The sequence below is a fragment of the Bacillus sp. B-jedd genome, assembly GCF_000821085.1.
In the GTDB taxonomy this organism is placed as follows: domain Bacteria; phylum Bacillota; class Bacilli; order Bacillales; family Cytobacillaceae; genus Bacillus_D.
Map to the genome: position 1 here is coordinate 3,060,715 of NZ_CCXR01000001.1, position 18,003 is coordinate 3,078,717.

An 18,003-nucleotide genomic window follows, 5' to 3' on the forward strand; every position below is an offset into this window, starting at 1 on the left:
TCAATAGTAAAACAGCCTGACGGGGAATCCCATCAAGCTGCAGAATGTTTAATTGATTTGGAAACCGATGCCCGAATGGTATCCGGTTTATGGGAACCTTGGGAACTGGCCAAAGTCCGGCTTGCGCTTTTCTTTGAAAGCGTCGCGGCCTTCTTTTGCTTCATCTGTTGTGTAATAAAGGAGCGTTGCATCTCCAGCGAATTGCTGAAGTCCGGCAAGCCCGTCCGTGTCCGCGTTCATTGCTGCTTTCAGGAAACGGAGAGCTGTAGGGCTCTTTTCAAGGATTTCTTCGCACCATTTGATTGTTTCATCTTCAACCTGTTCAAGCGGTACAACTGTGTTGACTAGGCCCATGTCAAGTGCTTCCTGGGCGTTGTACTGGCGGCAAAGATACCAGATTTCGCGCGCCTTTTTATGGCCGATAATCCTGGCAAGATATCCGGAGCCATAGCCTGCATCAAAGCTGCCGACTTTCGGACCTGTCTGGCCAAAAATGGCGTTGTCCGCCGCGATGGTCAAATCGCAGACAACGTGAAGAACATGGCCGCCGCCGATGGCATAGCCTTTTACCATGGCAATGACAGGTTTTGGAATGACGCGGATCAAGCGCTGCAGGTCAAGAACGTTCAGACGCGGAATTTCATCCTCGCCAACGTAGCCTCCGTGCCCGCGCACCTTTTGGTCTCCGCCTGAACAGAACGCCATATCGCCTGCGCCAGTCAGAACAATGACGCCCACACTGGAATCGTCTCGAGCGTAAGCAAATGCATCAATCAGTTCCATGACCGTTTTCGGGCGGAACGCGTTGCGCACCTCCGGTCGGTTGATGGTGATTTTCGCGATGCCGTTATATGTTTCATACAAAATATCTTCGTATTGTCGACCTGCGACCCATTCTACTGTCAAAATGGAATCCTCCTTTTATGTATGTGTCAAAAACCCACTAACTATTGTACCAAACTTCTCCGGATTCTCCACGTGAATTGCATGCCCAGTACCCTCAATAATTTCGATTCGGGATGATTTCAGGCGCTGAGACACCTTTTCGGCTATCCCTATGAATTTCTCATCGAGCTCCCCAGCGAGAAGCATTACGTCAGCATCCAGGCTGTGGAGGCTGTCCCAGTAGGATGGCTGGGCGCCAGTTCCAATCCCGAGCAAAGAATTCGCCAGGCCAACAGGAGAATTGGTAAGGCGCTGTGCCCTCGTTCCCTTCCTTATTGGTTCCGGCATTTCCTGCAGCGATTTGAACAGGGGGATATCTTGCCAATAATCGACAAAGGCTTCAATTCCCTGCTCCTTAATAAAATTGGCAAGTTCACTGTCTTTCATACGGCGGTTAATCCGTTCTTCCTCTGTATCCAGTCCGGGGGAAGAACTTTCAAGCACCAACTTGCCGACACGGCCAGGACGGGCAGACGCAAATCCAAGAGCAATCCTTCCGCCCATTGAATAGCCAAGCACATTGGCCCGTTCAACTTCCAGCTTGTCCAGTATGGCGCATAAGTCCTCGATTGTATTCTCCATGCTGTAACGTACAGGTTCATCAGGAGACTCAGTGTTGCCATGGCCCGGCAGGTCAGGGCAAATCAGCATGGAATGCCGGCCCCACTTTTCGCAAAAAGGGAGCCAGGTCCCGCTGCTGCCGGTGAATCCGTGCAAAAGCAGGAGCGGTTCCCCTTTTCCGCAAACTTCCACATGGTATGCCAACCCGTTTACAGATATTTTCATTTTTCCATATCCGCAAACTTGTTTATTTCCCGGGAAACAGACTGCCAAAGCCTGCGGTGGTCAGCGGCATTTGCTTCCCTGTTTGTGATGACTTCTATCACTTTGAGGCCGGATTTTTCTTTTGCGATGGCCAGGGAATCCCTGAACTGCTCCCAATCCGAAGCACTGAAAAATTTCCCCCCATACATTTCAACGGCATGAGAAAAATCAAGATTAAGAGGCGTCCCGAAAAGCTGTTCGAAATTTTTCGCCTTGCCTGACTGAGGCAGAAAGGAGAAAATGCCGCCGCCGTTGTTATTGATGAGGATGACAGTCAAATCAAGTTTATACTGCTTCGCGGCAATCAGACCATTCAGGTCATGGAAAAAAGTAAGATCCCCGAGAACAAGGTACATTGGGCCCGCATATAGCGAGGCGCCAAGCGCTGTTGAAGTGACGCCGTCAATGCCATTCGCGCCGCGGTTGGCCAATACGCGGATATCCGTTCTGTTTTGCCAATAAAAGCTGTCCAAATCCCTGATTGGCATACTGTTGCCGACAAAAAGCGACGCTCCTTCAGGAAGAAGTTCGGGAAGCTGGTGATAGACAAAGCTTTCATTCAGGTTTTCCCTATCCATCCCGGCATCCATAGCCGCTTTCGAGAGTCCGTTCATCTTCAGCCAGCGATCGGCAAAATTCGATCCGTGCCTTTTCTGGACATGCTGAAGGATTCCTGCGCAGAACAGTTCTTCATCACAATAAACCATTTCAGTCGACAGTGCGTGCGGGTCAATCCAGCCTCCACCGCCGTCAACGACATATTGCCACGCGTTCCGGTTTTCCTTAAGGAAAATGCCTGCTGCCTTGGAAACGGGCATGGCTCCGAAACGGATGACCACGTCAGGCTTCAGCATGTTCTTTGCCTCTTCAAAGCGAAGGAATGCATCATATGTATCGACAATCCAATCACCATATTCGGTTTCGCTCCTTAGCTGGGAAAGAGGATCGGCCAGCACCGGATATCCGAGAGCTTCTGCCAGCAGCGCAACTTTTTCATTGAAACCTTTATGATCAATCTGCCCGCAAACAATGATTCCCTTTTCATGCTTTTCAAAAACCGCCGCCATCCTTCGGAACTCTTCTTCGGTAAGGGTCCGTTTTCCGACATTGACGGAAACATAGCCTTCAGGCCTTTCTGCCAGTTCGAACAAACGGTCATCTTCCAAATCCGGAATCAGCGGCTCCCTGAATGGAAAGTTTAAATGCACCGGCCCTGCCGGAGCTTGGATTGCGGCTGAAGCAGCCCTCGCACATACCGTCCTAGCGTACCGGAGCACATCGGCCGATTCTTCAGGCAATGCCATTTCATTGAACCATTTCACATGCTTTCCGTACAGGTTGATTTGGTCAATGGCCTGTGGAGCGCCGACATCCCGCAATTCATGCGGCCTGTCCGCGGTCAGCACAAGAAGGGGCACGCGCGAATAGCGTGCCTCAACGATTGCCGGAAAATAATTGGCCGCGGCTGTCCCTGAAGTACAGAGTATGGCCACGGTTTTTTTTGTTGCTTTCGCTATCCCGAGGGCGAAGAATGCCGCCGACCTTTCGTCTACATGAACATGCAAATTCAACCCAGGATGTTCCGCCATGACCATCGCCATCGGAGTCGAGCGCGAGCCCGGACTGACAACGACATCCTTGATCCCTGTATTTACTAGTTCCGCCACAAACGCGGCAATATAAGCTGTTAAAGCACTTTGATGATTCATTCCATTTTTCCCCCAAGGGCCGAAAGCATCGGCCTGAATTTCAGACCTGTTTCCAAGTATTCACTATCAACATCGGAATTCGAGACAACCCCGCAGCCGGCAAAAAGTGATGCCTCCTGCCCCTGAATTAATCCTGAGCGGATCGCAACGGCAAATTCCCCGTTACCAGCATAGTCCATCCAGCCGATAGGAGCCGCATAAAACCCTCTGTCAAGCGCCTCAAGTTCACGGATCCTTTCCACCGCTAGCTCCTTGGGAAGCCCGCCCAGCGCAGGTGTCGGATGAAGTTTTTCAACTAGTTCAAGAAGGCTGGTTGTATCAAGCGCGACTCCTTCGACGGGAGTATACAAATGCTGGATGTCACGGATTTTCATGAGCTGCGGCTTGTCGGGAATAATCACTTTTTCACAGGATCCATCCAATGCGTCCCTGATCATATCCACGACATACTGATGTTCTGCGAGATTCTTTTCATCATTTAACAGCAGCCCGCCAAGCTGGCCGTCTTCCTCTTCTGTCTTACCACGGGGGATAGATCCTGCCAGGCATGCCGAATGAATCGAGTTCCCACGCTTTTTGATTAAGCGTTCCGGGGAAGCGCCAATGAAGCTGTCGCCTCCCGATTCGAAAGAAAAGATAAAGCTTGTTTTTTGCGTGTCCTCAAGATTGCCAAGCAGCTTTCCGGTATCCACTTTGCTATCAAAGAACAAACGCAGTTCCCTGGCGAGGACGACTTTTTTAAGTGGGCCACCGTCATTTAGGCCGCGGATGGCATCAGCCACCGCCTCTTTCCACTCCGCCGGGTTTATTTCCATTATCTCATTCAGCCGGGCGTTTTGTTTGGTTTCGGACTTTTTGTCCAGTTGAAAAAGCGTGTCCCTTTCAGCTGCCACTTTTTCAAAAAGCGAAACCCCGTCATGCTTTGTGCAAAGTACGTTCGTTGTTACATACATATCACCGTCCGACACGGTTAGCATAAATCTGGGAACATGAAAAAGAGCCTCTGGGTATTTTGACCAAAGGGGCGTTTTCTCTTTGAGCGGATCGAACGAAAAACCGCCAAACATGAGCGGCCCTGTTCCGGGAACCTGGTGCGGATTGGATATGATGCTATCCTGGACAAGCTGCTTCCATTTCAGGTCAATAGCCGAAAATCTATCCACCGCCTTATCACTGCTAAGTTGGGCGGCGATGCCCATTCCGGTGATATAAAAACTGCCGTCGGGGTTTTTCCAGTAAAACCGTTCGCCAAAGAAAGCGTCATTGCCGTTATTAAAAAATGAAAGGGGCTCCATCGCTCCGGCCTTTTTGATTTCACTCACTAAAATCGGCCGGTCCAGTTCCCCTGCCTTTGATATGCCAAGAAGGATTGCTTCCTTCAGTTCTGTTTCATGAATGGTAACCACAAAGATCCCTCCAACACAGCATCAAAGCTGTTGTCCATTCAGTTACAAGCCTATTTTAAGATACTACCCCATTTAAGGGAGTGTCAATAACACTTGTCACATTTAGCCGTTTTCATTCCTTATTATACCTTATTCCAGCGCAAAGCTCGACAATCGCTGCCTTTTTCTTATAGTCGGAAAATATAGTTTTTTTGCCATAAAAGTAATTTTAAACATTAGAATTTGAGGATATTTCCAATTGCCAGGAACTAGCCATTGACATGTACTGGCAGATTTCCTACACTTAAGTGTGGCATAAGTAATTTACAATATTGCTAGATTTGAAACCAGCTTTTGTTAACTATATTTAGGGAGTGTTGTTCATGCATGCACAGTTACAATCTGGCACCCCCCATATTCCTGAATCGAACCGCGGATTCCGCGCCTGGTGGCAGCTGACAAGACCACATACTCTAACAGCGGCCTTTGTGCCTGTTTTTCTTGGGACGGCGCTCGCCCTTCCTTCTGGCAAAATCCATTTCGGGCTCTTTTTCGCGATGTTGTTTGCCAGCCTATTAATTCAGGCGGCAACCAATATGTTCAATGAGTATTATGACTTTAAGAGGGGCCTTGATACCGAGCATTCGATTGGGATTGGCGGAGCCATAGTCCGCGATGGCATCAGCCCAAGGACGGTTATGGTGCTCGCTCTTACCCTTTATGGGATTTCTCTTTTGCTTGGCATATATATCTGTATGGAAACGAGCTGGTGGCTGGCGCTGATTGGCAGCTTGTCAATGCTTTGCGGCTATCTGTACACAGGCGGCCCCTACCCGATTGCGTATACGCCCCTGGGCGAATTGTTTGCCGGATTTTTTATGGGATGCCTAATCATTCTCATTTCTTATTTCATTCAGACCGGAGATGTTTCCGGCATAAGCATCCTTGTCTCCATCCCAGTGTCCATCCTTGTTGGTGCGATCCTTCTTGCCAACAATATCCGCGATCATGACGGGGACAAGGAATTTGGCAGGAAAACACTGGCCATCCTTCTTGGCAGGGAAAATGCCATCCGCTTTTTAGCGGGTATGTTCATTACCGCCTATCTGCTTGTTGCGGTATTTATCGCCGCAGGAATAGCTTCGGCTTGGGCTGCGATTGTCGTTTTGAGTGCGCCTAAAGCAATCAATGCGGTGAAGGGCTTTAAGGCCGGCAAAGCGCCGATTCAGATGATGCCCGCCATGAAAGCGACAGCGCAGACGAATACAATTTTTGGTTTTCTTCTCTCAGTTGGTTTACTGATCGGGTTTTTCCTATAACGTTACATTTTACCAACGGGCTCCTGCTAATGCAGGGGCTTTTTTGTTTTTAAAGTGCTTTTGCTAGCCTATCCTTCTACACGAAATACTGCGGCATTCGGGAAGGAAGCAGTAGAACCGCTCCCCTGCCTCATGTTTCATCCATCAGCGGAGGGGGAAGGAATTTATTACAGCGAGTGTTAAATTGAGATGAAATGGATGTGTGTGCGATGTTAAGCGAGAAGCAATTAAATACATTGAAAGTTGCGTTGCATGATGAGAAGGCTGCTTTGGAAAGTCAGCTTGAGATGGGCGATGGGTATGCGGATCGGGATGAAATGGAGACGGAGACAGTTGGTGAGCTGTCTTCTTATGATAATCATCCGGCCGATCTTGGCACTGAGCTTTTTGAAAGGGAAAAGAATTTTGCCCTTGAAGACCATGCAGGCACGCAGCTGCAGAAAGTAAGCGCCGCCCTGGCGGCCATCGCGGAAGGCTCCTATGGCGTCTGCCGTGAATGCGGTAAGGAGATTCCTTATGAACGTCTTGAAGTGATTCCTTCCACTCTTTATTGTGTCGAGCATACCCCGGATCAGAAAGTGGCTGATGACAGGCCTGTCGAGGAAGAAATACTGGAGCCTTCTGTGCCCAATTCCTTCAGGGGAAGGAGCGAAGGCGGGGTCATTGATACAAATGACAGCTTCGAGGAAGTAGCCCGCTATGGAACCTCAGAAGGACCTTCTGATTTGGTCGGGGACTATGACGGCTATGATGAACTTTACAATAAAGGAATCAATGAAGAAGCGCCCCCTGAAGAAATCGAAGAGTACGTTTCAAATGATATTGAGGGCGGAAACAGGGAATACAATCCAACAAACGAAAAACTGGAAGAGCTTGAGGCAATGCTCGACCGCAAAGGCCTCGATTCGCAAATGGGTGATGTGCATTATAAGAAGAAAGATAGCTATATTGATGATGACGATCAGGACGAATGATTATCTTTATTACTCTCAGAAATAAGAACGCAGCCAGTTCCGAATATGGAACTGGCTGCTTTTTTGAACTTATAAAATCATCAGCGATTTTGCAGAATAGCTTTCATTTTCAATGACAGAGCCCTTTCTGTAAACCTGTGGCTGAGCGGGGTTTCCCGCAATGATTGTTCCTGCTTCAACTTTTGAATCCTTATCGAGTATGACAGAGTCCAGGACACAGCCTTCACCAATCTCACACTTTTGCATGATGATGCTGTTGCGAATGACCGATCCCTTTCCAATTGTAACGCCTCTGGCAATAATGCTGTTTTCTATATTCCCTCTCAGCTGGCAGCCATTTGCGACAAGGCTGCGCTTAACGAAAGAGTCCTCAAAATAACGGGATGGCGGCTCATCTTTCACCTTTGTGAAAATTGGCTGGCGCCTTTTAAACAAGGCATTCCAGACCCCAGCATCGAGCAGCTCCATGCTTGTTCTGTAATAGTTTTTTATGGAGTCCACCCTTCTAGCAAACCCATCATATTCATACCGACAAACGGTGAATGGGCTCTTCATGTCTTCAAAAACATCCTTGATGCAGGCATAACCAGTTTGATACCTCGTCTCAATCAGCTCAATCAGCAGCGAGGTTTTCAAAAGGTATATATCAAGCGGCTTTCCATACTTGTAAACCTCAGTCATTTCACAACCACATTCAAGGTGCTTTTGCAAAAGTTCCCTAAAATCCGTGTTAATGACTGTAAATGAATTTGAAATGACCGTATATTCCTGTGAGCTTCTATAAAAATAATCGAGATTATCCGCGTAATGGGAAAAGCATCCGATTCCTGAATTTCGTTCCGCATCCATCGGGGAAGCCGGGAAAAGGAATAATCCGTCCCTCTTTCTATTTAAATCCCAGTTCTTGCCCGAACCGAGATGGTCCATTAGTGATCTGTATCCAAACTTCGGGAAGACAGCAACACTGCTAATTCCCGAATTCACCATGCTGGAAAGGATGAAGTCTATGAGGCGGTATCTCCCTGCAAAAGGCAGGGCAGCAACAGGCCTATGCAGCAGCAAATCTTGCAAGTCTTCGTGGTGTGTAGCGGCATCTATGACGCCTAAAAGCTGTTTCATCGTGTCTGTCCCTCCTTTTAGAATTTAAGTAGCTAGATAGTGTTCCTGAATCATTTCTTTGTTCACCAAAACAATTTCTCCAAGTGGGGGCTTGATGATCATCCCATCGGGAATCACCAAATCACATGGCACAATCGCCCGCTCAATGATAGTGTTTTTACCGATTACCGCATCGGGCATTATCACCGATTCCTTTATAAAGGCGCCTTTTTCAATGGTGACTCCCTGAAACAAAACCGACCGTTCCACATCACCCTCAACTGTGCACCCTTCATTGACGAGGGACTGGATGACTAGTGCATCCCCGGAAATATACTGTGGAGGCTGATTCGGACTGACGGAATAAATCCTCCATTCCTGGTCAAATAAATTCAGTCCGCCCCGGTCATCCAAAAGGTCCATATTCGCCTCCCAAAAACTCCTGACCGTGCCAACATCTTTCCAGTACCCTTTAAAAGGATAGGCATAAAGCCTTCTTCCCTCTTCGACAAGGGCAGGAATGACATCCTTTCCGAAGTCATGGCTTGACGTCTCATCGCTATAATCCCGTTCAAGACATTCCAGAAGTGTTTTCCAGTTAAAAATATAGATGCCCATAGAAGCAAGGTTGTTTTTTGGAATTTCAGGTTTTTCCTCAAATTCCTCGATCCGCATGTCGCTGCCCGTATTCATGATGCCAAACCTGCCCGCTTCTGCAAAAGGAACCTGAACGACGGAGATAGTCACCTCGGCTCCTTTTTCTATGTGGTACTGCAGCATTTCTCCGTAATTCATTTTGTAAATGTGGTCCCCAGACAGAATAAGAATGTACTCGGGACTGTACTGCTTCAAATAATTGAGATTTTGATAGACCGCGCATGCCGTGCCAGTATACCACTTCACTTCAGAGGACTCGCTGAATGGAGGAAGCACCGTCACCCCACCATCCTTCCGGTCCAGGTCCCATGCACTGCCAATTCCGATATAGGAGTTCAGTATCATCGGCTGGTACTGTGTCAGTACCCCCACAGTGTCAATCCCGGAATTCGTGCAATTACTTAAGGTGAAGTCAATAATCCGGTATTTGCCGCCGAATGGGACTGCAGGCTTGGCAAGATCCTTCGTCAGCATTTTCAGCCTGCTCCCCTGGCCCCCTGCCAGCAGCATAGCCACACATTTCTTCTTAACCACAAAGACGCTCCTCTCTTTCGCCGGGCAAAAACAAAAGCCCATCCGGAAGCATTACTATTCCGCGAAGGCCTTCACTACAGTTGCCGGGCATATTATTTGCAAAGATTGGAACCGCTCTTTTACTCCCATCTTTCGTTCGTATGTTCCTGGTCTGAAAAGCAAAACTGATTGCCATCATTCCAGCCGCTTTCAAAAGGCGCCTGCCCCCTTTGCAGGCTTTGTGCACTGCACTCCCCTTTGAAATGGATATTCGTTCATCGTGGTATAATTCGCTTCTTTATTAACAAATCCTTTACAAAAATTCCCTGAAAATCTGACAAGTGCTCCTAATTTCATGCAGTATTTCCGTATTTTTTACCCCAATCGTTCTATACCGACAAAAACTCTTTCAAGGTATATGAAAATTCCCCTCCAAAACTCGAAAGAATTATGGCAGGGAAATGATAAACCATTGAAGGAAAAGGGATATGTAATTTGTCGATTGAGAAGAAGTCTGCATTTTAGCAACGCAGTAAAGACGTAAAGGAAGAAAAAAGCTTGCAGAAGGCAAGCTGGGTCTCTTATTCAAATAAGTGATTGGGATAAGCAGTTGTCTAAATAGTCTAAAGAAAATTGAGCAAATTGGAATGGCATTCTAACGGTTGCTTTTTATTAATACCCTCATTTTTGGGAGGTAAACCTTTTAAAGAAAATTTTCTGAATCTTTTACATTTAATTGATGGATGCGTGTGTTGGTGAATATACAGGTGTGGAAAAAAGAGTAGTATATTTTGAGGGTTGATTGAAGATGGGGGCGATTGGGACATAGGATTGGCTTTTGCCTTGTACCTTGTCCCAAGGTGAATGTGGTTGGGACAAATGACCGGACATTTTCTTGTACCCTGTCCCAAGATGGATGAGGTTGGGACAACTGAGGGGCTATTTTCTTGAACCCTGTCCCATGGTGAATCTGGTTGGGACAAATGACCGGACATTTTCTTGTACCCTGTCCCAAAATGGATGATGTTGGGACAGATGACCGGACATTTTCTTGTACCCTGTCTCAAGATGGATGATGTTGGGACAATTAACGGGCTATTTCCTTGTACCCTGTCCCAAGATGGATGATGGTGGGACAACTGATGGGCTTTTTCTATGTACCCTGTCCCAAGATGGATGATGGTGGGACAATTGACTAGCTATTTTCTTGTACTCTGTCCCAAGATGGATAAGGTTGGGACAATGAATTGCCAATGTCTTTGTTCGCTATACTTAAAAAGAAATTCCGATTTAAAAATATAAAAAAAGCTGTCCGCAAGATTGCAGACAGCTTTTTCTATGACCCCTACGGGATTCGAACCCGTGTTACCGCCGTGAAAGGGCGGTGTCTTAACCGCTTGACCAAGGGGCCATTTGCATGGCGGAGAAGGAGGGATTTGAACCCTCGCGCCGGTCACCCGACCTACGCCCTTAGCAGGGGCGCCTCTTCAGCCTCTTGAGTACTTCCCCATATGGCTCCACAGGTAGGACTCGAACCTACGACCGATCGGTTAACAGCCGATTGCTCTACCACTGAGCTACTGTGGAATAATAAAATTAAAATGGTGGGCCTAAATGGACTCGAACCATCGACCTCACGCTTATCAGGCGTGCGCTCTAACCAGCTGAGCTATAGGCCCATATATGGATGGAGCGGGTGATGGGAATCGAACCCACGACATCAGCTTGGAAGGCTGGAGTTTTACCATTAAACTACACCCGCATAAAATTATAAATGGGGCGACTGATGGGAATCGAACCCACGAATGCCTGAACCACAATCAGGTGCGTTAACCACTTCGCCACAATCGCCATTATCAAAAAAAGGTGGCTCAGGACGGAATCGAACCGCCGACACAAGGATTTTCAGTCCTTTGCTCTACCGACTGAGCTACTGAGCCAAAAAAATGGCGGTCTGGACGGGACTCGAACCCGCGACCTCCTGCGTGACAGGCAGGCATTCTAACCAACTGAACTACCAGACCGAATTGCGGGGGCAGGATTTGAACCTGCGACCTTCGGGTTATGAGCCCGACGAGCTACCGGACTGCTCCACCCCGCGACGATAAAAAATTATGAAATTCTAGCCATGCCATTATAAGGCTTGGACTGTCCCCACCTCAGATAGCCAATTCAGGAAGCTGTTCGATGGGTACAACTCGCAGTTTATTCAGTGAAGTAACGCTCGTTGCTCCACCCCGCGACGATAAAAAATATAAATGGCGGAGGAAGAGGGATTCGAACCCCCGCGCGGTTTAACCCGCCTGTCGGTTTTCAAGACCGATCCCTTCAGCCAGACTTGGGTATTCCTCCATTTATAATATATAAAAGTACAGTGGACCTTGTAGGACTCGAACCTACGACCGGACGGTTATGAGCCGTCTGCTCTAACCAGCTGAGCTAAAGGTCCAGGTGAAAATTTTTAGTAGCGGCGGAGGGGATCGAACCCCCGACCTTACGGGTATGAACCGTACGCTCTAGCCAGCTGAGCTACACCGCCATATTATGAATTTAAAACTGGTGGAGCCTAGCGGGATCGAACCGCTGACCTCCTGCGTGCAAAGCAGGCGCTCTCCCAGCTGAGCTAAGGCCCCGAAAATGGTCGGGAAGACAGGATTCGAACCTGCGACCCCTTGGTCCCAAACCAAGTGCTCTACCAAGCTGAGCTACTTCCCGTAATATGGCGCGCCCGAAAGGAGTCGAACCCATAACCTTCTGATCCGTAGTCAGACGCTCTATCCAATTGAGCTACGGGCGCATATTATTAAAATGGTGCCGAGGACCGGAATCGAACCGGTACGGTAGTCACCTACCGCAGGATTTTAAGTCCTGTGCGTCTGCCAGTTCCGCCACCCCGGCGGAATGTTGGAGCGGAAGACGGGATTCGAACCCGCGACCCCCACCTTGGCAAGGTGGTGTTCTACCACTGAACTACTTCCGCAAAATGCGGGTGAAGGGAGTCGAACCCCCACGCCTTGCGGCGCTAGATCCTAAGTCTAGTGCGTCTGCCAATTCCGCCACACCCGCATATGAAAATGGTGAGCCATGAAGGACTCGAACCTTCGACCCTCTGATTAAAAGTCAGATGCTCTACCAACTGAGCTAATGGCTCATACTATGATGTTATCCTAATCTTTGTTTCCATTTAGTCAGATGCTCCGTAAAACTTACGTTTTACTCCGCAACTCGAAGCTTACTCATGAAGCTCTGCTCGTCTCAACCAACTGAGCTAATGGCCCGAAAATGGTGCCGGCTAGAGGACTTGAACCCCCAACCTACTGATTACAAGTCAGTTGCTCTACCAATTGAGCTAAACCGGCAAAAAAAATAAAGCATATGGTGGAGGATGACGGGATCGAACCGCCGACCCTCTGCTTGTAAGGCAGATGCTCTCCCAGCTGAGCTAATCCTCCATCTATTGCCCGGCAGCGTCCTACTCTCACAGGGGCAAGGCCCCAACTACCATCGGCGCTGAGAAGCTTAACTTCCGTGTTCGGGATGGGAACGGGTGTGGCCTTCTCGCCATAACTGCCAGACAATGAATCAAAACCTCCGCTCGACTTGCATGTATTAGGCACGCCGCCAGCGTTCGTCCTGAGCCAGGATCAAACTCTCCAAGAAAGAGTATGAGTTTAGCTCATAAAGTTACGTTGGCTCATGATCCGAAGACCATGATAAATATTGTTTGTTGACGCTTGTTTGTTTAGTTTTCAAGGAACAATAATTGCTTTTTAAAATCAGCTTGTCGCCTTAGCGACCTAGTTACTATATCACATTCGTTTCAGCAATGTCAACCGCATTTTTCTAATTGCGGAAAGTTAAAAATCAATTGTCCGAAGCGAACGATTCTTAATATAACACGCGAAAAAAATGTTTGCAATATAATTTTTAAATCTTTTTAGCCATGTCACTAATAATTAATATACTTAGTTACTTTTGCATGAAAAAAGCCCTTGCTTTTATAACTTATCTTTAAGCTGGATAAGCAAGTTCGGAAGGTCGTTCCACTGATAAGCAATTTCAGTATGTGTTTTGTTGCCGATGGCTAGTGTTTCTTCTTTTACATAGACAGGGGTGAATTGTTCGTAAAATTTACGAGAAGGGTTTTCCGCCAGAACCCAGACAAGCATTGAATGAAAATTTCCGGCGATTAACTCTGTGACGCCTGCAATGACAAGTCTGGTTCCCGCCTTTTGCCTTAGAGCTTCTGGAAGGAGGTAGATGGCATATAACTCCCCCGCCCCGTTCTTCTTTTCTTGCCGTTCTGGACCAAAGGAGGCAAAACCGATTATCCGGCCATCCTCTTTAACAGCAACATAGACAGGTGAGTTGAGATGGGGATTCGAGAGAGTTTCCTTCCATAAAGAAACTCTTTGCTCGACCTCCAACCCGTCAAGTACATCCTGGTTTACAATTCCCCTGTATGCAGCCTGCCAGCTTTTCACATGAACATAAGCAATTCCTTCCGCATCCTGAATAGTTGCTTTCCGGATTAGCATATTTTCTCCTCCACTATTACCGCTCGACTGCCACTTGTTTAAGCTTCAGGCGGCGCTCATTAATTATAAACAGCGATATCCCCGCTATGACAACGCCCCCGCCAACAACTTGAGACCAGATGACTGATTCACCGAGGAGAAAATATGCGAGTATCGCTGCCCCGATCGGCTCAAATAAAATCGCCATCGATATCATTGATGTACTGATCCATTTCACAACCCAGTTAAAAAGGCTATGGCCAAGCAGCGTTGGCAGCAATGCCAAAAGGATAAATTGAATCCAGTCACTTTGCTGAACCGGAATGAACGACTCACCGGTGGCGACAACATAAATAAATAACGTCACAGTACTAATGAGGTATACTAAAAAAGTATAGGTAATCAGTGATACTCTTTGTCTTACTGTCTGGCCGAATAACAGGTACCCCGTAATAAACGCACAGGCGACAAGGGCTAGAAAGTCCCCGAATAGGGCTGAACCGCTGATTTGGAAATCTCCCCAGCTAATAATAAAGCTCCCGATTATAGCAATAATCCCACTTGTGATTGCACCAAGCGTCATTTTTTCCTTAAAGAACAAATAGGTTCCAAGGAAGGCGAACAACGGCTGCAGTGTGACGAGTACAGTGGAACTCGCAACGGATGTGTAGTTTAACGATTCAAACCAGAGGATAAAGTGAAATGCCAATAAGACGCCAGCTACTATAGTAAAGACCCAGTCCTTTTTAGTTACCTTTCTTAATTCAGGCGTGAATTTTGCCAGAAATAGCGGAAGCATGAATAGGACAGAAAAAAATAACCGGTAAAAAGCAATAACGCTGGACGGTGATGCACTGAATTTCACAAATATGGCTGATGCGGATACGGTAATTACTCCGATTGCTAAAGCCGCATACGGATTGATGATAGGTTTCATGGTGTCTCCTTCTTGTGAATGAATGATTATGTAATGGTATGTATTTTACATGGATAGTTCACATATTTCTATTATATTATGATATTTTGCCAAAAAAAGAGGAAATGGGTGGGGAGTGAATATGTCGGCATTTGAAACGGAGATTTTTGTAAAACTAGGAATATCGGCGATTCTTGGGTTGGTAATTGGCCTCGAGAGAGAATTGAAGCGAAAGCCAGTAGGGCTTAAGACAAGCCTGGTCATCTGCATTGTCAGTTGTCTGCTAACCATTGTATCCATGGAATCTGCTTATAATGCCGTCCCGGGCGCGGTCAATATTACGATGGATCCGCTTCGGCTTGCGGCACAGATTGTATCGGGAATCGGTTTTCTTGGTGCAGGGGTTATTTTGCGGAGAGGAAATGACAGCATTTCAGGTCTAACTACCGCGGCAATGATTTGGGGTGCGGCGGGAATTGGGATTGCAGTGGGCGCGGGTTTCTATCTTGAATCGTTCGTAGGTGTCGCCTTGTTAATTTTCAGTGTGGAATTCATTCCATTTATCATGAAACTGATTGGACCGAAGCAATTGAGGGAAAAAGAAATCCTTTTACAGCTATATGTGGGTGAACGGGAACACATTGACTCCCTAATTGATTTCATTTATGAACAAAAATATATTTTAAGAAAGGTCCGGATAAAGGATCTCAGCGACGGCAACCATCACGTCAACTTGCAAATCGCTGTAAATATAAAATTGAAAACGACAGAAGTCTATAACATGATTTCGGACCAACAGGGCATCCAGCGAGTGGAAATCGAAAGCATGAGTTAAGACACCAGGGCGGAATCCCACCGCCCTATTTATGCCTCCGCTTTCTTTCCGCATAGTCTTCATACCACTGCTTGTAAGTATAATCCCTGTTTTTCATGGAATAGAATACACCTACGGCAAGCGAGAATCCGGCAAAAATAAAACCGACTGTAAACCCAAAATTATGATAGCCGAGGACAATGCTTATGATAGTTGTCAGCATCAAAGTAATTAATATATAGAACAAAATATTTTTCAAAACCCTGTCCCCCTTTAAAAGGTTTTCTCTGAAAACCGGAAATCGGTCAAAACAAAAACCAGTCCGCCGAAAAAATTATATCATAAAATTAAATTTACCTCTTGCAAACTTTCGCCAGGATGGTATAATCTTTTTTGTAGTCGCTTTAAGGACTACTTGAAATTCACAAGGGGGCTTAGCTCAGCTGGGAGAGCGCTTGCATGGCATGCAAGAGGTCGTCGGTTCGATCCCGATAGTCTCCATACGAAAAAAACCTTTGCTATTATGCAGAGGTTTTTTGTTTTTTATGGATTGTTTTCATCCATCTCCCTTTGGGTATCTTTACAATAAAGATGCGAAACGAAGGGAGGCTTTGTGATGAAAACGCAGTGGAGTTTACTGTTGGGAATTGTTTTTGCCATACTGGTCGCCATTTTCGCCATCATGAATGTAGAACCCGTTGAAGTCGATTATTACTTTGGTACTTCCCATTGGCCGCTCATTCTCGTTGTCCTTGGCTCCGTCCTCGCAGGGGTTGTTATTATGGGCGCTGTCGGTACCACGAGGATTGTCGCTCTGAAAAGAGAATTGCGGAAGGTCCGGAAAGAGCGTGATGAGCTTCAAGTAAGGACCCACCTTGCCGCTAAAGATGCTGTGCAGCCCGATGAAAGAAGAAACTCGTATGACAGCGTCGAAACCCAGACTTAAACGAAAACCCTTGCCGCGCAAGGGTTTTTTTGTATAGTTTTCAGTTTTTGAGGCAGCAAGATTCTCGGCACCATCCCTAGCTCCTAGCCAGCTCCCGGCTCATTAAGGATTTCCAACAGTTCTTTGACCCTTTTAAATTTTTCGGGAGCCATATCTTTTTCGGAAAACTCAACCTGCAGTTTCACAAGGCCCGCGGTTGTTCCAGCTTCTCCTGCTTTTTCCCTTCTAATAAACACGTCCACGCTCACCTGAAATGCTTCAGCTAGTTTTTCCAAAACCACGATACTTGGATTCTTTTGTATACCTCTTTCCAATAAACTTAAATATGATTTAGAGATGCCAGTGAGCCCGCTTAACTTATTAAGCGACATTCCCCGCTCATCCCGCAACTTCCTAATCCGAATTCCTTCCATATTGTGACCTCCCTTGGTCTGTCGGGAGAAGCAATATTACCCTCCCAGTCCATTTTGCAAAAGATAGATGATCAGCGGTCCCAGCAAAATGATAAAAATTGCCGGGAAGATAAACAGAACCATCGGGAATAGCATTTTTATTGGTGCTTTCATCGCTTTCTCACGCGCAAGCTGGCGCTGGTGCTCCCTGATCCTGTCAGTGAGCGCCTTTAGGACCTTCGACATCCCGATTCCCAGCTGGTCGGCTTGGATCAACGATGTCATGATACTTTGAAAGGCGTCCAGGCTAACCCTTGACCGAAGATTAATAAAAGCGTCCCTTCTTGATTTTCCAAGCCTCATTTCCTCAATTGCCCGGAGAAATTCCTCGGACAATGGCCCTTCCTTGTTTTTGCAAACACGCATAATCGCCGCATCCAGCCCCATCCCCGCTTCGACTGATAAATTCACCATATCGAAAAAATCGGCAAGCGACTTTTGGATTTTTGCCAGACGCTGTTTTTTCCGTGCCCCCAGATAAAAAATTGGATAATAAAAGCCCAATCCACCCAACGCACCTGATAGCATAAACAAGCTCAGCGTTTTGCCGGAAGACTTGCCAAACAGGAGTATGCCCAGGAAAAATAGGATTAGTCCGGCAAGGATCTGCATGAGCCTGAAATCAACTGCTTTCCATTTGAACAGCCCAGCATCAAGAAGTTTTTTTTCGAGCTCACTTTTTGCTTCAACGGAAAGTTTTTCGGAAAGGACGTTCTTCAACTTGCCAGTAAGCCTTGACGCCCTTTCTTCGGCAAAAAATTGCCCCCGGTTCTTATTTTCAACCGGTTTCGTTGCCCGCGGCTCAAGTTCAAGAAAGTTTTCTACCCTGCTATGGATGGTGAGTTCACTTCTATATAGAAATTGCAGAAAAGCCCGGTATACTACTGTCAGCGATAGAAACACCATAAAATAAAGGGTTGCATTGAGCATTCA

At 46.9% G+C, this 18,003-nt stretch carries 15 protein-coding genes, 22 tRNA genes and 1 rRNA gene; 5 read left to right on the top strand and 33 right to left on the bottom strand.

Annotated elements, in window-relative coordinates:
• Positions 1-87 precede the first annotated feature (87 nt).
• Genes menB through BN1002_RS15250 form a run of 4 tightly spaced genes read right to left on the bottom strand, consistent with a single transcriptional unit; the run spans position 88 to position 4,885 of the window.
• Entirely contained in the window at positions 88-906 is an 819-nt protein-coding gene (gene menB / locus BN1002_RS15235) for a 1,4-dihydroxy-2-naphthoyl-CoA synthase (RefSeq protein WP_048826215.1), read from the bottom strand.
• Between the two features lie 15 nt (positions 907-921).
• Positions 922-1,731 (bottom strand): 2-succinyl-6-hydroxy-2,4-cyclohexadiene-1-carboxylate synthase, encoded by an 810-nt coding sequence (menH, locus tag BN1002_RS15240; protein ID WP_048826217.1) that lies wholly within the window; start codon positions 1,729-1,731, stop codon positions 922-924.
• Positions 1,728-3,479 (bottom strand): 2-succinyl-5-enolpyruvyl-6-hydroxy-3-cyclohexene-1-carboxylic-acid synthase, encoded by a 1,752-nt coding sequence (menD, locus tag BN1002_RS15245; RefSeq protein ID WP_048826219.1) that lies wholly within the window; start codon positions 3,477-3,479, stop codon positions 1,728-1,730. Before menD ends, menH begins: the two co-directional genes overlap by 4 nt.
• On the bottom strand, positions 3,476-4,885 hold the full coding sequence (locus BN1002_RS15250; RefSeq protein ID WP_048826224.1) for an isochorismate synthase: 1,410 nt from the start codon (positions 4,883-4,885) through the stop codon (positions 3,476-3,478). Before BN1002_RS15250 ends, menD begins: the two co-directional genes overlap by 4 nt.
• Before the next feature lie 362 nt (positions 4,886-5,247).
• On the opposite strand from BN1002_RS15250, the gene BN1002_RS15255 reads away from it, so the two are divergent.
• Both BN1002_RS15255 and BN1002_RS15260 read left to right on the top strand, forming a co-directional pair.
• Complete coding sequence (locus tag BN1002_RS15255; RefSeq protein ID WP_048826225.1) at positions 5,248-6,183, top strand: 1,4-dihydroxy-2-naphthoate polyprenyltransferase; 936 nt, start codon at positions 5,248-5,250, stop codon at positions 6,181-6,183.
• 209 nt (positions 6,184-6,392) lie between these two features.
• Positions 6,393-7,157 (top strand): TraR/DksA C4-type zinc finger protein, encoded by a 765-nt coding sequence (locus tag BN1002_RS15260; protein ID WP_048826227.1) that lies wholly within the window; start codon positions 6,393-6,395, stop codon positions 7,155-7,157.
• Positions 7,158-7,226: 69 nt separating this feature from the next.
• Here the strand turns inward: BN1002_RS15260 and BN1002_RS15265 are convergent, their stop codons facing one another.
• From BN1002_RS15265 to BN1002_RS15395, 26 genes are all read right to left on the bottom strand, one after another.
• On the bottom strand, positions 7,227-8,276 hold the full coding sequence (locus tag BN1002_RS15265; RefSeq protein WP_048826229.1) for a GlgC family sugar phosphate nucleotidyltransferase: 1,050 nt from the start codon (positions 8,274-8,276) through the stop codon (positions 7,227-7,229).
• Between the two features lie 24 nt (positions 8,277-8,300).
• Complete coding sequence (locus BN1002_RS15270) at positions 8,301-9,446, bottom strand: glucose-1-phosphate adenylyltransferase (protein WP_048826231.1); 1,146 nt, start codon at positions 9,444-9,446, stop codon at positions 8,301-8,303.
• Between the two features lie 1,318 nt (positions 9,447-10,764).
• Positions 10,765-10,836 (bottom strand) — tRNA-Glu (locus BN1002_RS15280).
• A gap of 7 nt (positions 10,837-10,843) precedes the next feature.
• Positions 10,844-10,934, bottom strand: a tRNA-Ser gene (locus BN1002_RS15285).
• Positions 10,935-10,937: 3 nt separating this feature from the next.
• Positions 10,938-11,012 (bottom strand) — tRNA-Asn (locus tag BN1002_RS15290).
• A 15-nt stretch (positions 11,013-11,027) separates the two neighbouring features.
• Positions 11,028-11,104 (bottom strand) — tRNA-Ile (locus BN1002_RS15295).
• Positions 11,105-11,113: 9 nt separating this feature from the next.
• Positions 11,114-11,187: transfer RNA gene (locus BN1002_RS15300), tRNA-Gly, on the bottom strand.
• A 13-nt stretch (positions 11,188-11,200) separates the two neighbouring features.
• A tRNA-His gene (locus tag BN1002_RS15305) sits at positions 11,201-11,276 on the bottom strand.
• 16 nt (positions 11,277-11,292) lie between these two features.
• Positions 11,293-11,365 (bottom strand) — tRNA-Phe (locus BN1002_RS15310).
• 7 nt (positions 11,366-11,372) lie between these two features.
• Positions 11,373-11,449: transfer RNA gene (locus BN1002_RS15315), tRNA-Asp, on the bottom strand.
• Between the two features lie 3 nt (positions 11,450-11,452).
• Positions 11,453-11,526 (bottom strand) — tRNA-Met (locus BN1002_RS15320).
• Between the two features lie 158 nt (positions 11,527-11,684).
• Positions 11,685-11,777 (bottom strand) — tRNA-Ser (locus tag BN1002_RS15325).
• 23 nt (positions 11,778-11,800) lie between these two features.
• Positions 11,801-11,874, bottom strand: a tRNA-Ile gene (locus BN1002_RS15330).
• Between the two features lie 16 nt (positions 11,875-11,890).
• A tRNA-Met gene (locus tag BN1002_RS15335) sits at positions 11,891-11,964 on the bottom strand.
• A gap of 18 nt (positions 11,965-11,982) precedes the next feature.
• Positions 11,983-12,058: transfer RNA gene (locus BN1002_RS15340), tRNA-Ala, on the bottom strand.
• Positions 12,059-12,063: 5 nt separating this feature from the next.
• A tRNA-Pro gene (locus BN1002_RS15345) sits at positions 12,064-12,140 on the bottom strand.
• A 5-nt stretch (positions 12,141-12,145) separates the two neighbouring features.
• Positions 12,146-12,222: transfer RNA gene (locus BN1002_RS15350), tRNA-Arg, on the bottom strand.
• Positions 12,223-12,234: 12 nt separating this feature from the next.
• Positions 12,235-12,323: transfer RNA gene (locus tag BN1002_RS15355), tRNA-Leu, on the bottom strand.
• Between the two features lie 7 nt (positions 12,324-12,330).
• Positions 12,331-12,405: transfer RNA gene (locus BN1002_RS15360), tRNA-Gly, on the bottom strand.
• A gap of 4 nt (positions 12,406-12,409) precedes the next feature.
• Positions 12,410-12,491, bottom strand: a tRNA-Leu gene (locus BN1002_RS15365).
• A gap of 9 nt (positions 12,492-12,500) precedes the next feature.
• A tRNA-Lys gene (locus tag BN1002_RS15370) sits at positions 12,501-12,576 on the bottom strand.
• Positions 12,577-12,708: 132 nt separating this feature from the next.
• Positions 12,709-12,784 (bottom strand) — tRNA-Thr (locus BN1002_RS15375).
• 17 nt (positions 12,785-12,801) lie between these two features.
• Positions 12,802-12,877, bottom strand: a tRNA-Val gene (locus BN1002_RS15380).
• A gap of 7 nt (positions 12,878-12,884) precedes the next feature.
• Positions 12,885-13,000 (bottom strand): 5S ribosomal RNA (gene rrf / locus BN1002_RS15385).
• A gap of 423 nt (positions 13,001-13,423) precedes the next feature.
• Positions 13,424-13,963 carry a GNAT family N-acetyltransferase gene (locus BN1002_RS15390; protein ID WP_048826234.1) on the bottom strand — a complete coding sequence of 180 codons (540 nt, stop codon included), beginning with the start codon at positions 13,961-13,963 and terminating at the stop codon, positions 13,424-13,426.
• Positions 13,964-13,979: 16 nt separating this feature from the next.
• On the bottom strand, positions 13,980-14,879 hold the full coding sequence (locus BN1002_RS15395; protein ID WP_048826236.1) for a DMT family transporter: 900 nt from the start codon (positions 14,877-14,879) through the stop codon (positions 13,980-13,982).
• A 121-nt stretch (positions 14,880-15,000) separates the two neighbouring features.
• Between BN1002_RS15395 and BN1002_RS15400 the strand changes: the two genes are divergently transcribed.
• Complete coding sequence (locus BN1002_RS15400) at positions 15,001-15,693, top strand: MgtC/SapB family protein (RefSeq protein ID WP_048826238.1); 693 nt, start codon at positions 15,001-15,003, stop codon at positions 15,691-15,693.
• A gap of 25 nt (positions 15,694-15,718) precedes the next feature.
• On the opposite strand, the gene BN1002_RS15405 is transcribed toward BN1002_RS15400, so the two are convergent.
• A complete protein-coding gene (locus tag BN1002_RS15405; protein ID WP_048826240.1) occupies positions 15,719-15,931 on the bottom strand; it encodes a hypothetical protein in 213 nt (70 codons plus the stop codon).
• A gap of 169 nt (positions 15,932-16,100) precedes the next feature.
• On the opposite strand from BN1002_RS15405, the gene BN1002_RS15410 reads away from it, so the two are divergent.
• Positions 16,101-16,173: transfer RNA gene (locus tag BN1002_RS15410), tRNA-Ala, on the top strand.
• Positions 16,174-16,288: 115 nt separating this feature from the next.
• Complete coding sequence (locus BN1002_RS15415; protein ID WP_048826241.1) at positions 16,289-16,618, top strand: LapA family protein; 330 nt, start codon at positions 16,289-16,291, stop codon at positions 16,616-16,618.
• 83 nt (positions 16,619-16,701) lie between these two features.
• Here BN1002_RS15415 and BN1002_RS15420 read toward each other — a convergent pair whose 3' ends face one another.
• The gene (locus tag BN1002_RS15420) at positions 16,702-17,031 is read right to left on the bottom strand and encodes a helix-turn-helix domain-containing protein (RefSeq protein ID WP_048826243.1); all 330 of its coding nucleotides are present in this window, start codon (positions 17,029-17,031) and stop codon (positions 16,702-16,704) included.
• A gap of 36 nt (positions 17,032-17,067) precedes the next feature.
• Positions 17,068-18,000, bottom strand: coding sequence for a type II secretion system F family protein (locus tag BN1002_RS15425; RefSeq protein ID WP_048826244.1), 933 nt, complete (start codon positions 17,998-18,000; stop codon positions 17,068-17,070).
• Between the last annotated feature and the right edge of the window lie 3 nt (positions 18,001-18,003).